Origin of the sequence: Streptomyces himastatinicus ATCC 53653, from assembly GCF_000158915.1 — a bacterium.
In the GTDB taxonomy this organism is placed as follows: Bacteria; Actinomycetota; Actinomycetes; order Streptomycetales; family Streptomycetaceae; genus Streptomyces; species Streptomyces himastatinicus.
In genome coordinates this window covers 5,147,537-5,162,982 of record NZ_GG657754.1, presented here as the reverse complement: position 1 = coordinate 5,162,982, position 15,446 = coordinate 5,147,537, and the positions used below count along the sequence as shown (strand labels likewise).

The following is a 15,446-nucleotide window of genomic DNA, read 5'->3' as shown; positions in this document are numbered from 1 at the left end:
CTCGGCCTGCTCCGGTTCGGCGTCTGCCGTCGCGGACTCGTCGCTGGCCTCCGGCTTCGCTGCCGGTACGGGCTCGTCCTCGGTGGTCGTGGCCACCGGCTCGGGCGCGGCCTCGGCGGCGGCTTCCGCCGCCGGGGTGGTCGCGTCCTTGGCCGTCGCCTTCGGCGCGGCGTCTGTCGTGATGTCGGCCGGGGTGACGATCTTGCCTTCGACGGCCGCGGCCGTCTCCGGGTCGAGCGCTTCCGCCGTGGGGGCGGGCTCGTCCGCGGCGGCGGGCGTTGCCTCGGTGGATGCCTCGGCCTGGGCGGGCCTCTCGTCGGCGTTCGCCACCGGCTCGGCCGGGGCAACCGCCCCTGCCTCGGCGTCGTCGTCCGCCGACGCGGGCTGAGCGTCCTCCGACGCTGCGACGGGGGCCGCGGTCTCGGCCTGCGGCGTTTCGGCCGCCGCCGGGGTGGCGTCCTCGTCGTCGGCCGCGACGGCGGGCTCGGCCGTCACCGGCTGGCTCTGGGCGTCGTCGCTGGGTGCGGACCCGGGCGCGGCCTCGGCGGCGGCTTCTGCCGCCCGGGCGGTCGCGTCGTCCTTCGCCGGTGTGTCCTCTGCCGTCGCCTTCGGCCCGACGTCCGTCGTGACGTCAGCCGGGGTGATGACCTTGCCCTCGACGGCCGCGGCCGTCTCCGGCTCGAGCGCTTCCGCCGTGGCGGCGGGCGTCGCCTCGGCCTGGTCGGTCTCCTCGTCGGCCTTCGCCACCGGCTGGACCTGGGCGTCGGCGGGCTCGGGCTCGTCCTTGGCCTTCGGCTCCGGCGCGACGTCTGTCGTGACGTCGGCCGGGGTGGCGACCTTGCCCTCGGCGGGCGGCTCCGGCTGGGCGTCCGTAGCCGCGGCGGGCGTGGTGGCGGCCTCGTCGCTGCCCTTGGGGGGCGCGGTGGGCGCGGTGGTGGAATCGGCGGGGGCGCCCAGGATCTCGTCGAGGGTCTTCAGGGGTTCGGCCAGCGCCGGGTCGTGCGGGGAGTCCGCGGAAGCCGGGGCCGGGGCCGGGGCCGGAGCCGGGTCGGGCTTCGGCTCGGGCTGGGGGTCCGGGACAACTGCCGCCTCCGGCGCAGCGGAATCGTCCACCCGTGTGTCTCGGGAACGTCCGAATACTTTGCGCAGTAGGTCCCGTATGCCCATGGGAGATACCTCTCACGTGTTCGAGTGCGGTGCATGACGGCGCATGACCGTGGTCTCGAAAGGCTAGCGGGCGTACCGGCTGGTTCCGGCCGCCGATTCCGGTCGCCGGTCGTTCACCTTCGGTTCACGGTGTGGTTGTCGTCGTGCGGTTCTACACGCCTAGCTTCGCCGCCAAAGGATTCCGACGTCATGTCGGCGGGGGCCGCCACGATGTGACGTCCTACGGAGGGGAAGTCGTGCCCAAGCTCCTGCCGCTCATCAGCTCACATCCGGGCGGTCGTTCCGCGCTGACCTGCCGGTACCGCTGTGGAGACGCCTGTTTCCACGAGACGCCGAACACGAGTGACAACGCCTACGTGGGGGACGTCATCGCGGGCGCCCTGTCGCGCCGTTCGCTGATGCGGGCGAGCGCCGTGGTGACCGTCGCGGCCGCTACGGGGGTGGCGGCGGTGGGGCAGGCGCGTCCGGCCGCCGCCGCGTCGGACAAGCCGGGCCAGTCGGGCAAGGCGGGCAAGCCCGCCCGCGGGCTGCGCTTTTCGCCGGTCGCGCCGAACACGAAGGACGCGGTGGTCGTCCCCGAGGGGCATGACCAGAATCTGGTCATCCGCTGGGGCGACCCGATCCTGCGCGGTGCGCCCGCGTTCGATCCGGACAACCAGTCGGCGAAGGCTCAGGCGGGCCAGTTCGGCTACAACAACGACTACATGGCCGTGCTGGACGTCCCGAACGAGGACGACCGGCAGCTGCTGGTGGTCAACCACGAGTACACCGACGAGGTGCTGATGTTCGCGGGGTACGACGCGGACAACCCCACCCGGGAGCAGGCCGAGATCGGCTGGGCGGCGCACGGGCTGTCGGTCGTGGTGGCGGCCGAGGAGCGCAAGGTCGGCAAGCTGACGGCCGTACCGCGGCACCGCCTCAACCGGCGGATCACCGGGACGACGCCGTTCGAGGTGACGGGCCCGGCGGCGGGCAGCAAGCTGCTGCGGACCTCGGCGGACCCGTCCGGCAAGCGCATCCTGGGCACGCTGAACAACTGCGGCGGCGGCATCACCCCGTGGGGCACGGTCCTGTCGGGCGAGGAGAACTTCAACCAGTACTTCGCCAACGCCGACCAGGCGCCCGACGCGACCGCGAAGAAGCGCCTGAAGCGCTATGGCTTCGAGGACGGCGCCTCCGAGCGCAAGTGGGAGCGTTACGACGACCGCTTCGACGTGGCGCAGGAGCCCAACGAGCCGAACCGGTTCGGCTGGGTGATCGAGGTGGACCCGTTCGACCCGGACTCCACCCCGCGCAAGCTCACCGCGCTGGGCCGCTTCAAGCACGAGGCCGCCGAGCCGCGGCTGACGACCGACGGCCGCCCGGTGCTCTACATGGGCGACGACGAGAAGTTCGACTACTTCTACAAGTTCGTGTCGTCCAAGCGCATGATGAAGGGCGGCAGCCGCACCGCCCGTGAGCACAACCGCACGCTGCTGGACGAGGGCACGCTGTACGTCGCCAAGTTCACCGGCGACAGCCCGGCGAAGGAGATCGACGGTTCCGGGAAGCTGCCCGACGACGGGGAATTCGACGGCTCCGGCGAGTGGATCCCGCTGGCGAGCGGCGACACCTCGCACGTGGACGGGATGACGGCCGAGGAGGTGTACGTCTTCACGCGGATCGCCGCCGACAAGGTGGGCGCGACGAAGATGGACCGCCCCGAGGACGTCGAGCCGAGCCCGCGCACCGGCCGGGTGTACGTCGCGCTGACCAACAACACCGACCGCGGCACGGACGGCAAGGCCCCGGTGGACGAGGCCAATCCGCGCACCGGCAACAAGCACGGCCAGATCCTGGAGCTGACCGAGCGCCGGAACAACCCGGGCTCCACCCGCTTCAACTGGCGGCTGTTCCTGGTGTGCGGCGACCCCGAGGCCCCGGACACCTACTTCGGTGGCTTCCCGAAGGACCAGGTCAGCCCGATCTCCTGCCCGGACAACCTCACCTTCGACGCGTTCGGCAACCTCTGGATCTCCACCGACGGCAATGAACTGGGCAACCACGACGGGCTGTTCGGGGTGGCGACGGCGGGTGGCCGGCGCGGTGAGGTGCGGCAGTTCCTGACCGTCCCGAACGGCGCCGAGACCTGTGGGCCGATCGTGCAGGACCGGCGGGTGCTGGTGGCCGTGCAGCATCCGGGCGAGCTGGACGGGGCCAGCGTGGAGAAGCCCGCGTCCACGTGGCCGGAGGGCCCGGGCGCGCTGGTCCGCCCGTCGGTGGTCAGCGTCTGGCGGCGCGACGGCGGGGACATCGGCGCCTAGTCACTGCCACTGTCACTGCCGCTCAGTCGCGTCAGCCGACGTCGAGCCGTGCGCAGCGAACGACCCCTGGTGTCCGCATGGGCCCAGGGGTCGTCCGTCAGCCGCTCCTCGAAGGTGCGCAGCGTCCAGCGGTCCGGGGCGAGCGCGGGGTCGTCCAGTTCCGTGGCGTCGATCGGTGCGGCGACGGGGGCGCCGGGGCGGGCGCGCACGGCGTACGGGGCGACCGCGGTCTGCGCGTAGGCGTTGCGCTGGGTGTCCAGGTAGAGCCGTCCGCCGCGCTGGTCCTTGCGCATCTCGGTGGTGAGCCGGTCGGGGTGGCGGGCGGCGAGGAGGTCGGCGGCATCGCGGGCGAAGGCCCGTACGGTGTCGAAGTCCGCACGCCGGTCGAGCGGGACCACGACGTGCAGCCCGCGCGAACCGGTGGTCATCAGCAGCCCCGGCAGCCCCAGTTCGCCGAGCAGCCCGCACACCCGCCGGGCCGTCCAGCGCACCTCCTCGAAGCCGGAGCCGGAGCCGGAGCCCGGTTCGCCGGGCGGGTCGAGGTCGAAGACGAGCCGGTCGGGGTGGTCGGGCCGGTCGGCGCGGGAGAGCCAGCGGTGCGGGGTGACGCAGGCCTGGCCCGCGAGGTAGACCAGGGTGGCGGTGTCGTCGCACACGGGGTGGGTGACCTTGCCACCCTCCTTGGGGAGAACGGCCCGGCGTACCCATTCCGGAAAGTAGTCGGGGGCATTCTTCTGCATGAGCGGCTTGCCTCCGATTCCGTCCGGGTGGCGTTCCATCATCAGGGGGCGATCGCGCAACTGCGGAACCATCAGCGAGGAGACCGCGTGATAGTGGTCGACGAGATCCGATTTGGTGATTCCGTCGTCGGGAAACAGGACCTTTTCCGGACGGCTGATCTCGACGGTGTGCCGCCCGGCCCTGACCTTCCGCGCATCGGTGGGTGTCCCGCTCATATCCGCCCGGGTTACCAGGGGGCGGCTGCGTAAACTCGGGAGCCCTTGGCGGGGAGCGAGGGGAGCGGGGTAACGGGGAAACGGGGAGGGAAAAAGCATCATGACGAGGTCCGGACTGCTGGACAGTCCGCTCGCGCTCATGGACACCACCATGGACCAGCTCCGCACGCTGGTCGTGGTCCATGAGACCGGTACGGCGCTGGGCGCCGCCCGCGCGCTCGGGCGGGAACAGGCGAGTGTGCAAAAGCAGCTCGACACCATGAACCGCAACTTCTCCGAGCTGTGCGGCGAGCCGCTGGTGCTCAAGCAGGGGCGCGGCAAGGACGTGCTGTTCACCGGCACCGGGACGACCCTCGTCGAATTGGCGCGGGGAACGCTCGGCGACTGGCTGGACGGCATCCACAGCTCCCGTCGGCGCCTCGGCCGGAGCCTGATGGTGGGCACCACGCGCTTTACCCTCGGTTATCTCGCGAGCGCCCGGGAGCGGGTCGCCGAGGAATTCCGGGAACGCGGGATCGACCTCAAGGTCGGCCATGTGCGGACCCGGGACGTGCTCGCCAAACTGCGCGCCAAGGAAATCGATCTGGTGTGCGGAAGCGTGGTCACCGGCAGCGAAACCTGCCGCGAACTCGACGCCTTCGACGTGATGGAGTGGCGGCGCAGCGCGGTGTCGCTGGTGACCAATCTGCCCGAGGACGAACTGCCGGGACCGGCCGTCGAACGCGGCGAACTGGCCGCGCTGCCGCTGGTGGTGTCCGCCAGCGGCGTGATGGCCGGGGTGCTGCACACCTGGTTCGGCGCCGGTTACCGCGACACCCTGCACCTCGCCGCCGAGATCGACAACGTCAACTACGGCCTGGAGCTGCTGCGTTCGGGGGTGGTGCGCGGCTGCATGCTGGTCACCGACGATGTCGCGGACGCGGCGGGCGATCCGCAGGCGGCGTACGCGCGCGGGCTGCGCGCCGTCGAACTGGTCCATGACACCGGGCCGAAGCTGGAGGTGCTGCTGGGCGCCTTCACCCGGCGCGGTGAGCGCGCGGGATACGACGCGGGCCATCCGCTCAACCTGCTGTGGGACGCGCTGGAGCGGGAGAAGGAGCGGTGGCGCCGCGAGCGGCACGGGCCCGGGGAGGGCCCGGACCAGGACCCGTTCGAGCTGGCCACCGCGCAGGACCCGGGCGAGGAGACGCCCTAGCCCGCGTGGAGGTCGAGGTCGACCAGCAGCGCCCGGTGGTCGGTGTTCCGCAGGTCCAGGAAGCGGGCGGTGCGCGGCCGCAGCGCGTCGCTGACCAGGACGTGGTCGATCTGCGCGCCCAGCACCGGGGTCGTGGTGCTCGGCCAGCTCGGCGTCCGGGACACCCCGGTGGCCCGTGCGCTGTCCCGCATCCCGGTGTCCAGCAGGTCCCGGAAGGCGGCGTGGTCCTGGGTCGCGTTGAAGTCGCCCGCGATCAGCGTGGGTTGGTCGCCGCGCCCGGCCGCGTACGTACGCAGCCGCCCCAGTTCGGTGCGCCACACGTCCAGCTGGCCCGGCATCGGCGGCATGGGGTGCGCGACCTGGAGCCGTAGCGTCACGCCCGCGATCCGCGCGACCGCGCCCGGCATCGACAGTTCGCCGGGCACGTCCCGCTCCCGGGTCAGCGGACGGTTGCTGAGGATCGCCGAGCCTTCGGCGGGGCTGCCGGTGACGATGATCCGGTACGGATACGCCCTGCGGACGGCGGCCGAGCCGAGGGCGTCCGCGCACCCCGCGTCGCACTCCTGGACGGACACCACGTCCGGCCGCTCCCGGCGCAGCGCGGTCAGCAGCCCGTCCGTGGCCTGGCCGAACTCCAGGTTCGCGGTGAGGACGCGCAGCCGGGCCACCACCGGGCCGTCCGGCGCGGACGCCGGGCCGGGGTCGTACGGCTGGATGAACCAGCCCGTCACCGCGGCGGCCAGCAGCGCCCAGCCGCAGCCCAGCGGCCAGCGGGCGGCCACGCTGAGCAGCAGCCCCAGCAGGGCGGGGACCAGCAGCCAGGGCAGGAAGGCCAACAGCTGCGGTACGGGCGTGATGCCGTCGGTGTCCAGGGACCGGCAGCCCAGGACGACGCTCACCACGGCCAGCACCACCAGCGCGCACCAGGCCGTCGCCCTGCCCTCGTCGGGAAGCCGTGCGAGGCGCCGGGCGGTGGCGGCCCGGCGGCCGGGCTCGCGCGCGGCGGCGCGGTCCGTCGCGACTGTGGTCTCCACGCGGGGCCTCTCGACTCGGGGCTGGGCGGCGCCCCATTGTCCCCCGCCCGCCTGTGGCCGCCCCGGAGACGGACGCCTTACGCCATGTCAGCCGGTCACTTCGGAGGCTTCACGGCCGCCGCAGCGCCAGCACCGTCTCGACCGTGTCCGCCTGGTCCGCCGGTTTGTCCTCCCGGTAGCGCAGCACCCGCGCGAACCGCAGGGTGACGCCCGCCGGATAGCGGGAGGAGCGCTGGAGACCGTCGAACGCCACCTCCACCACCAGCTCGGGCCGTACCCGCACCACCCAGCCGTCGTCGCTGACCGCGAGGGCCAGCAGCGCGTCCGTCTGCCACTCCAGCAGCTTGTCCGTCAGCCCCTTGAAGGTCTTGCCGAGCATCAGAAACGTACCGTCCGGCCGCCGGGCGCCCAGGTGGAGGTTGGACAGCTTCCCGGTGCGGCGGCCGTGCCCCCACTCCGCGGCCAGCACCACCAGGTCGAGCGTGTGCACCGGCTTGACCTTCAGCCAGGACGCCCCGCGCCGCCCCGCCCCGTACGGGGCCTCCAGCCCCTTGGCGAGGACGCCCTCATGGCCCCGGGCCAGCACATCGGCGGCGAATTCGCGGGCCGCCCGCCGGATCTCCGGGTTTCGCCGGGTCCTCGGCGACCAGCCGCCGCACCCGGCGGGGTTCGGGGGCCACCCGGGCGAGTTCGGTGTGGCGCTCGCGGGTCGGCAGCGCGAGGAGGTCGCGGTCGTCCACGGCGAGCAGGTCGAAGAAGACGGGGGACAGCGGCAGCGCGGCGGACGCCCCGGCGATGTCGAGCCGGGAGCCTTTTTTGTGCCGAGGTCTCCTGGAACGGGCGCGGCCGCCCGGCCTCGTCCAGGGAGATGACCTCGCCGTCGAGGACTGCCCGCCGTTTCGCGAGTTCGCTGGACCGCCGTTTTCGACCTCGGGCAGCCGGTCGGTGATCTCGTCCAGGGTGCGGGTGTAGACGCGTACGGCGTCCCCGTCCCGGTGCACCTGGACCCGTATGCCGTCCAGCTTTCTCCTCGATCACGCACGGGCCGAGCCGGTCCATGGCCTCGTCCAGGTCCGCCGCGCTCTGCGCGAGCATCGGCAGCACCGGCCGCCCCACCTCAAGACGGAAGTCGGCCAGCGCGGCCGGGCCGCGTGCGAGCAGCGCCTCGGCGACCGCGCCCAGCGAACCGCCGAGCATCACCGCCCTGCGTACTTCGGCGGGCGGTGCGCCGACCGCCTGCGCCAGCCCCTCCACGGCCAGCGCCTCCAGCGCGCCCTGGCGCAGCTCCCCGCCGATGAGCCCGAGCAGGAAGCGCTGCTCGTCCTCGGTGGCGTCGGCCATCAGCGCGCCCACCAGCCGCCTTCGCTCCGCCCCGGCGCCGGTGCCCGAGACGGCGGCGATGCGGCTCAGCGCACGGTCCACGTCGAGGACGGCGAGCCGCGGGGCGGCGGCGGGCTCGTGCCGCTGCCGCAGCGTGGACCAGCCGACGCCGGTGCGGCGCTGCGGCAGCTTCCCCGCCAGGTAGGTGATCACCACGGGGGCCTCGGCGGGTTCGGTGCGCCGGAACAGCCCGGCCAGGGCGGCGATCTTCTCCGAGCGGGCGGAGGTGGCCGCGACCTGCCGGGAGGTGCGCGCTACATCGGCCAGCAGCATGGCTCCAGCCTGCCTCCGCCGCCGCCGTGCCGCACGCGCGTACGGGAAACGCCTTGGCACACGCGGATCGGAAACACCTTGGCACAATGGTCACAAAGGGGACGGGTGGGTGCAGAAGGGGCGAGGCAGGGAGCGGGCCACGGGACAGCAGATCGACTACGCAGCGCTCTTCGAGGTCGTGCCCAGCCCGATGCTGGTCCTGGACCCCGACCTGCTGATCGTCGCCGTCAACCAGGCGTATCTGACGGTGACCCGCCAGGTGCGCGAGGATCTGCTCGGCCGCTACGTCTTCGACGCGTTCCCCGACAACCCGGCCGACCCGGACGCCTCGGGCACCCGCAACCTGGACGCCTCGCTGCGCCGGGTGCTGCACACCGGCGAGCGCGATTCGATGGCGCTCCAGCGGTACGACGTGCCGGTGCCCGCCGCCGAGGGCGGGTTCGAGGAGCGGTACTGGAGCCAGATCAACACCCCGGTACTGGGCCCGGACGGCTCGGTCGTGCTGCTGATCCACCGGGTCGAGGACGTGACGGGGTTCGTCCGGGGCCGCGAGCGGCGGCTGAGAGGGGGCGGCGCAGAGGACACCGAGCGCGAGGACGCGACCCGCTTGGCCCTCCGCGCCGACACCATGGACGCGGACCTCTACATCCGGGCCCGGGAGCTCCAGGAGGTCAACGAGCGGCTGCGGAAGGCGCACGCCCGGGAGCGGGAGACCGCGCTGACGCTCCAGCGGTCCATGCTGCCCACGGGCCCGCCCGAGGAGCATCCGTACGCCGCCGTGCGCTACCGGCCCGCCGTGGGCTCGCTCAACGTGTGCGGCGACTGGTACGAGCTGACCGAGCTGGCGGACGGCCGGATCGCCGTCGCCGTGGGGGACGTGGTGGGGCAGGGTCTTGAGGCGGCCTGTGTGATGGGGCAGCTGCGCAGCGCGCTGTCGGCGGCGACCCGGGTGGTCAGCGGCCCGGCCCGGGCGCTGGAGGTGCTGGGTCTCTACTCGGGCTTCGTCGACGGGGCGCTGGCCGCCACCGCCGTACAGGTGGTCATCGACCCGGCCGGGCATTCGGTCGCGTACAGCTGCGCGGGCCACCCGCCGCCCCTGCTGCTGCGCGGCGGGGGCGCGGTGGAACCACTGGACCAGGCCACCGATCCACCGCTGGGCGCCCGGCCCGAGCAGATCGGGCGGCCGCAGGCGAGGGTCGTGTACGACCCGGGGGACACCCTCGTGCTCTACACCGACGGGCTCATCGAGCGCCGTGACGAGGACATCGACGTGGGGCTCGGCAGGCTGGCCGACAGCCTCGCCCGCCACCGCGGTCTCGACCCCGAGCCGATGGCCGACGCGGTGCTGGCCGATCTCGGTGTCACCGGCGGCGGGGCCGCCGATGACACTGCCCTGGTCGTCATTCGGCTACGGGACCCGTTCCGCCGGCCCGGGGCTCGGGACCCGGCCCGCCGCGACCCTGACCGCCGGGAGCCTGCCCGCCGGGGCCCTGATCGCCGGGGCCGCGGCCGCCACCGGTCATAGCGGCCGGGCTGGCCATCCCCGCTTCCATGCCCTGGCCGCCGGTGCACAGGGCCCAGATGACGAACGCGTCGATGAGCAGCAGCACCGTCGCCCACAGCGGGGTGTAGGGCAGCCACAGGAAGTTGGCGATCAGCGCGAGCCCCGCGATCACCACGCCCACGACCCGGGCCCACATCGCGCCGGTGAACGTCGCCAGTCCGGCGACCACCAGGACGATGCCGAGGATCATGTGGATCCAGCCCCACCCGGTGAGGTCGTAGCTGAAGATGTAGTCCGGGGCGGACACGAACACCTTGTCGGTGCGTACGGCCGCGATGCCCTGGGCCAGGGTCATCAGACCGCCGAAGAGCATCATGACGGCCCCGAAGACGAGACGTCCGCTGACCCCGCCGTAGGTGCGGGGGGCGGTTCCCGGGTGGACTCCACCCGCGTGAGTGGCCATGTCGGGCTCCTTCGTCAGGCGCGATCGACGGCACGGTGGCCGCCGTTTCGCGGCAATTCGGGTGAATTGCCCTGATGTCAGGTTTACACAGTCCGCCGGGGTCGGCACCCCGCGTCCCGGGTGGCCGTCCGCACGCAAAGTCACCTCTTCTCTGCGGAAGGTGCTTTTGCGGGCATGACGGGCGGAAGGGGTTCGCCTTTCGGGAAATCCCGGTGTAGATGTATCTCTATGGCCCGGTTCATGGGTCGATCGTGGGGTGCCCGCGTGTTCCCCGGTCGGCGCCCGCGGAGTCGGCGGCGTGAGCGCCCTCAGGAGGCGGGACGGCGCCCTCGCGTGTGGCGACACGTCCGCAGCGTCGCCGGGCAGGTCTTCGTCCTCCAGCTGATCATCGTGCTGCTGCTCGGTGCCGCGGCGACCGCCGCCCTGGTGCTCCAGGTGCGGCACGACGCCACCGACGAGGCCCGCAGCCGCTCGATCGCCGTCGCCCAGTCCTTCGCCAACTCGCCGGGGATGGTCCAGGCCCTGCACAGCCGCGATCCGACCGCCGTGCTCCAGCCGAAGGCGGAGGCCATCCGGAAGAAGACCGGGCTGGACTTCGTCGTCGTCACGAACGACAAGGGCATCCGGCTCACCCACCCCAAGCCCGACCGGATCGGCAAGCGCTATGTCGGCGGCATCGACTCGGCGCTGCACGGGCACACCACCACCGGTACCGGCCCCGGCACCCTGGGCGAGGCGATGGACGCGCTGGTGCCCATCTTCGACCGCGACCACAAGGTCGTCGGCGCCGTCGGCGCGGGGATCACGATCAGCACGGTCAGCGGGCTCGCCGACCGCCAGCTGCCGCTGCTCATCGGCGCCATCACCGCCTCGCTCGCCCTGGCCACCGGCGGCACCGCCATGGTCAGCCGACGGCTGCGGCGCCAGACCCGGGGCCTGGAACCCGGCGAGATGACGCGGATGTACGAGCACCACGACGCGGTGCTGCACGCCGTGCGCGAGGGCGTGCTGATCGTCGACGGGGACGACCGGCTGGTGCTCGCCAACGACGAGGCGTCCCGGCTGCTCGAGCTGCCGCCGCGCCCCGAGGGACGCCCGGTCCACCAGCTGGGCCTGGACCCCGGGGTGGCCGGTCTGCTGGCCTCCCGGCGCGTGGTCACCGACGAGGTGCTGGTGGCGGGCGACCGGCTGCTGGCGGTCAACAACCGCCCCACCGACCGCGACGGCGGACCGCCCGGCAGCGTCGCCACCCTGCGCGACTCCACCGAGCTGCGCGCCCTCTCGGGCCGCGCCGACGTGGCCCAGAAGCGGCTCAAGCTGCTGTACGACGCCAGCGTGGAGGTCGGCACCACGCTCGACGTGGAGCGCACCGCCGAGGAGCTGACACGGGTGGCGGTGCCGCGGTTCGCCGACTTCGCCACGGTCGACCTGGCGGATCCCGTACCGCGCGGGGAGGAGCCGCCGGCGGGCGGCGGCGCCGAGATGTGCCGGGCGGCCGTCCACGGCATCCGGCCCGAGCACCCCTTCTACCCCGTGGGCGAGCGGTTCTCGTTCGCCGCATCCACGCCCCAGGCGTGGGGCCTGGGCAGCAGGGCAGGCGGTCGTGGAGGACGATCTGACCCTGGCCCCCGGCTGGCAGGCCCAGGACCCCGACCAGACCCGCAAGGTCATCGACTACGGCGTGCGGTCGCTGGTCACCGTGCCGCTCCGGGCCCGCGGTGTGCTGCTCGGCGTGGTCAACTTCTGGCGGATGGCGGAGCGCGACCCCTTCGAGGAGGAAGAGGTGACGCTCGCCGAGGAGCTGGCCTCCCACGCGGCGGTGTGCATCGACAACGCCCGCCGCTACACCCGCGAGCACACCATGGCGGTGACGCTCCAGCACAGCCTGCTGCCCCGTGCCGTGCCCGCGCAGAGCGCGCTCGACGTGGCCTTCCGCTATCTGCCCGCCGAATCCGGGGTGGGCGGCGACTGGTTCGACGTCATCCCGCTGCCGGGCGCGCGGGTGGCGCTGGTGGTGGGCGACGTCGTCGGCCACGGGCTGCACGCGGCGGCGACGATGGGGCGGCTGCGGACCGCGGTGCACAACTTCTCCACCCTCGACCTGCCGCCCGACGAGATCCTGACCCACCTGGACGACCTGGTGGCCCGCATCGACCAGGACGAGAGCCCGCTCGGCCAGGACATCCCCGGCGGCGGGGGCGAGCCGCTCACCGGCGCGACCGGTGCCACCTGCCTGTACGCGATCTACGACCCGGTGACCCGGCGCTGCACCATGGCCCGGGCCGGGCATCCGCCGCCCGCGGTGGTGAGCCCGGACGGCTCGGTGGAGTTCCCGGACCTGCCCGCAGGGCCCCCGCTCGGCCTCGGCGGGCTTCCGTTCGACACGGCGGAGCTGGAGTTGGCCGAGAACAGCCATGTCGTGCTCTACACCGACGGGCTCATCGAGGACCGCCGCCGGGAGATCGACATCGGGCTGGAGATGCTGCGCGATGCCCTGTCGCATCCGGGCCGGTCGCCCGAGGAGGTCTGCACCGAGGTGCTCGACGCGATGCTGCCCACCCAGCCGGGCGACGACATCGCGCTGATCGCCGCCCGGACCCGGGTGCTGGGCCCCGGCCGGGTGGTGTCCTCGGACGTGCCGTCGGATCCCGCCGCGGTGGCCGGAGTCCGCGCCGGGGTGCAGCGGCAGCTGGAGGAGTGGGGCATGGGGGAGGTGGCGTTCACCGCCGAACTCGTCCTCAGCGAGCTGATCACCAACGCCATCCGGCACGCCACCGGCCCGATCCGGCTCCAGCTGGTCCACGACCGCGTCCTGATCTGCGAGGTGTCCGACACCAGCAGCACCTCACCGCATCTGCGGTACGCGACGCCGGTCGACGAGGGCGGCCGCGGGCTGTTCCTGGTCGCCCAGTTCGCCGAGCGCTGGGGCACCCGCTACACCGCGGGCGGCAAGGTCATCTGGGCCGAACTGGCGCTGCCCGAACCGCAGGAGCCGTCCGAGGCGTCGCCGTCGGCTCATGCGCCCCCGGCTCCGGCGGTCCCGGAACCGTCCTGACCGGCGCTCGCCTTCCGGCGGCCGGCCGTGTCCGGGGCGAACCGCTCGACCAGGGCGTCCAGCCGCTCCCGTTGCCGCCGCTGCGGAATCCGCCCCGAGCGGGCCAGTACGGCGAGTCCGTGCAGCGCGCTCCAGATGACCTCCGCGTCCACCTCGGCGTCCCGCCCGTCCCCCGGCCCCGCCACGGCCGCCAGCTCCTCGAAGGCGGCGCGCGGGGCGGCAGGCGAGTCCTGCTGCGCCTCCTGCGCGAACGGGACGTCGGTCTCGCGCACGAACATCGCCGCGTAGAGCGCGGGGCGGGCGACCGCGAAGTCCAGATAGGCGCGGCCGACCGCGCGCAGCGCCTCCCGGGGCGAGCCCGCGGTCCGCCGGGCCCGCCGGAGCGCGGCGGCGAGGTCGTCGAAGCCCTCGACGGCCACCGCGCCCACGATGGCGTCCTTGCCCTTGAAGTGGTTGTACAGCACCGGCTGGCTGTATGCGACGCGCTGGGCGAGCCGACGGGTCGTCACCGCGTCCCAGCCTTCGGCCTCCGCCAGTTCGCGAGCGGCGGTGATGATCAGCTGATGGCGCCGGGCGCGCTCGCGTTCACGGCGTTCGGTTGAGGACATGACACGCGACCCTAGCAGTGCTAGCCACACTAGCCTCAGGAAAAGGCTCCACTGCCGGGGCCCGATGTGTGCAGGATGGGATACGTGACCCCAGCTCAGAACCGTTCATCTTTGGCGCGATCGGACAACATCCGGTTTTCTGCCGCGATGCTGACGGGCCGTCATGGTCCGTGTGCCGAGCGGGGTCGTTCAAAATTGTCTGAGCAGTACTACCATGTGCCGCCCACGGCTTGATGTCCGCGTGGTCCACCCTCAACCCTCGAACGCGCCCATGAGGACCTGATAGATGTCAGCACATATATCCAGCCATCCCTACAAAGGGCCTGCCGTAATCCGGCAGGCCCTGGCCGTGCCCCTGCTGGCCGCGGTCGTCGCCGGCGGGGCGGGGGCGTGGGTGACGGCAGAGGTGCCCGAAGCCCAGCGCGTCCTCGTCGCCGTCTTCTCCGCGCTGGCGGCCGTAGCGCTGGGGGTGACCCTCGCGGTCGCCGCCCACCGGTCGCGGACCATCGGCCGTCTCCAGTCCCGGATCGCGAGTCTGGAGGCCGCGTCGGCACAGCACACCGCGGAGGCCGCCCGGCTCGCTGACGAAACGATTCCCGCTGCGGTGAAGGGCCTGCGGGACGGCGGTTCGGTGGACACCGTGCTGATGCAGGTGACCAAGCCCGGCGACCAGGCGCACGGCCGGGTGCTGCGCCGGGTGGTGCAGGAGATCGGCACCGGTGAGCGGATGCGCGCCTCCGCGATGGCGGCGTGCGCCAACGCCGCGGGCCGGGTCCAGGCACTGGCCACCAGCATGCTCGCGGACCTGCGCGAGATGGAGAACCGGCACGACGAGGCGGTCCTCGGCGACCTGCTGAAGCTCGACCACACCACCGCCCAGACGGGCCGTATCGCGGACAGCATCGCGGTGCTCACCGGCGCCCGCTCCGGCCGCCGCTGGACCAAGCCCATCGTCATGGAGTCCATCCTGCGCGGCGCGGTCGGCCGGATCAGCGCCTATCAGCGGGTACGGGTCCACGCGGCCAGCAACGCCGCGGTGGCCGGTTACGCCGCCGAGGGCGTCATGCACGCCCTCGCCGAGCTGATGGACAACGCCACCAGCTTCTCGCCTCCCACCGAGGAGGTGCACGTGTACGTCGAGGAGACGCACACCGGCGTCGTCGTCACCATCGAGGACGGCGGTCTGGTCATGGGGCCCTCCGCGCTGGCCCGCGCCCAGAAGGCGGTCTCCTCGCAGACACTCGACCTGACGACCCTGTCGGGCACCCGGCTCGGCCTCGCGGTCGTCGGCTGTCTGGCGCGCAAGCACGGGCTGACGGTCTCCTTCCGGCCGTCCGCCCGGGGAGGTACCGGCGTCGTGGTTCTGATCCCGCAGCAGCTGATCACGCACATCAAACCAGGACGCGGTGCCCGAGGCGCCGGTCCGCAGCCCGCGTCGAGCCCGCCCGGCAGCGCGCCGCCGCCCCGGTGGCGCCTCCGGCCGGGTACCCGGGTCACCGCGAGCGCCG

The 15,446-nt window shown here is 73.0% G+C and carries 7 protein-coding genes and 4 pseudogenes; 5 read left to right on the top strand and 6 right to left on the bottom strand.

The window, feature by feature from the left end:
* Positions 1-1,113 (bottom strand): annotated as a pseudogene (locus tag SSOG_RS53785) (hypothetical protein); the annotation flags it as partial.
* A 290-nt stretch (positions 1,114-1,403) separates the two neighbouring features.
* On the opposite strand from SSOG_RS53785, the gene SSOG_RS21720 reads away from it, so the two are divergent.
* Positions 1,404-3,470, top strand: a complete 2,067-nt coding sequence (locus tag SSOG_RS21720; protein WP_009716386.1) for a PhoX family protein — start codon at positions 1,404-1,406, stop codon at positions 3,468-3,470.
* On the opposite strand, the gene ligD is transcribed toward SSOG_RS21720, so the two are convergent.
* Positions 3,467-4,426, bottom strand: a complete 960-nt coding sequence (ligD, locus tag SSOG_RS21715) for a non-homologous end-joining DNA ligase (protein WP_009716385.1) — start codon at positions 4,424-4,426, stop codon at positions 3,467-3,469. The two genes, SSOG_RS21720 and ligD, sit on opposite strands and share 4 nt — an antisense overlap.
* A 100-nt stretch (positions 4,427-4,526) precedes the next feature.
* On the opposite strand from ligD, the gene SSOG_RS21710 reads away from it, so the two are divergent.
* Positions 4,527-5,621 carry a LysR family transcriptional regulator gene (locus SSOG_RS21710; protein WP_234365297.1) on the top strand — a complete coding sequence of 365 codons (1,095 nt, stop codon included), beginning with the start codon at positions 4,527-4,529 and terminating at the stop codon, positions 5,619-5,621.
* Here SSOG_RS21710 and SSOG_RS21705 read toward each other — a convergent pair.
* Both SSOG_RS21705 and SSOG_RS21700 read right to left on the bottom strand, forming a co-directional pair.
* Positions 5,618-6,655, bottom strand: coding sequence for an endonuclease/exonuclease/phosphatase family protein (locus tag SSOG_RS21705; RefSeq protein WP_009716383.1), 1,038 nt, complete (start codon positions 6,653-6,655; stop codon positions 5,618-5,620). The genes SSOG_RS21710 and SSOG_RS21705 overlap by 4 nt on opposite strands.
* A 109-nt stretch (positions 6,656-6,764) precedes the next feature.
* Positions 6,765-8,308, bottom strand: a pseudogene (locus tag SSOG_RS21700) (ATP-dependent DNA ligase).
* A gap of 109 nt (positions 8,309-8,417) precedes the next feature.
* Between SSOG_RS21700 and SSOG_RS21695 the strand changes: the two are divergent.
* A complete protein-coding gene (locus SSOG_RS21695; RefSeq protein WP_009716381.1) occupies positions 8,418-9,833 on the top strand; it encodes a PP2C family protein-serine/threonine phosphatase in 1,416 nt (471 codons plus the stop codon).
* A 46-nt stretch (positions 9,834-9,879) separates the two neighbouring features.
* Here the strand turns inward: SSOG_RS21695 and SSOG_RS58480 are convergent.
* A pseudogene (locus SSOG_RS58480) lies at positions 9,880-10,275 on the bottom strand (DUF7144 family membrane protein); the annotation flags it as partial.
* Between the two features lie 228 nt (positions 10,276-10,503).
* Between SSOG_RS58480 and SSOG_RS21685 the strand changes: the two are divergent.
* A pseudogene (locus SSOG_RS21685) lies at positions 10,504-13,330 on the top strand (SpoIIE family protein phosphatase).
* On the opposite strand, the gene SSOG_RS21680 reads toward SSOG_RS21685, so the two are convergent.
* Entirely contained in the window at positions 13,291-13,938 is a 648-nt protein-coding gene (locus SSOG_RS21680; RefSeq protein ID WP_009716378.1) for a TetR/AcrR family transcriptional regulator, read from the bottom strand. The pseudogene SSOG_RS21685 and the gene SSOG_RS21680 sit on opposite strands and share 40 nt — an antisense overlap.
* A 286-nt stretch (positions 13,939-14,224) precedes the next feature.
* On the opposite strand from SSOG_RS21680, the gene SSOG_RS21675 reads away from it, so the two are divergent.
* Positions 14,225-15,446 (top strand): sensor histidine kinase (locus SSOG_RS21675; RefSeq protein ID WP_009716377.1); only part of this gene is annotated, 1,222 nt, incomplete at its 3' end.

Excerpts from the sequence above, each read along its gene's own strand:
- ligD (WP_009716385.1), bottom strand. The coding sequence starts at position 4,426 with ATGAGCGGGACACCCACCGATGCGCGGAAGGTCAGGGCCGGGCGGCAC.
- SSOG_RS21710 (WP_234365297.1), top strand. The coding sequence starts at position 4,527 with ATGACGAGGTCCGGACTGCTGGACAGTCCGCTCGCGCTCATGGACACC.
- SSOG_RS21680 (WP_009716378.1), bottom strand. The coding sequence starts at position 13,938 with ATGTCCTCAACCGAACGCCGTGAACGCGAGCGCGCCCGGCGCCATCAG.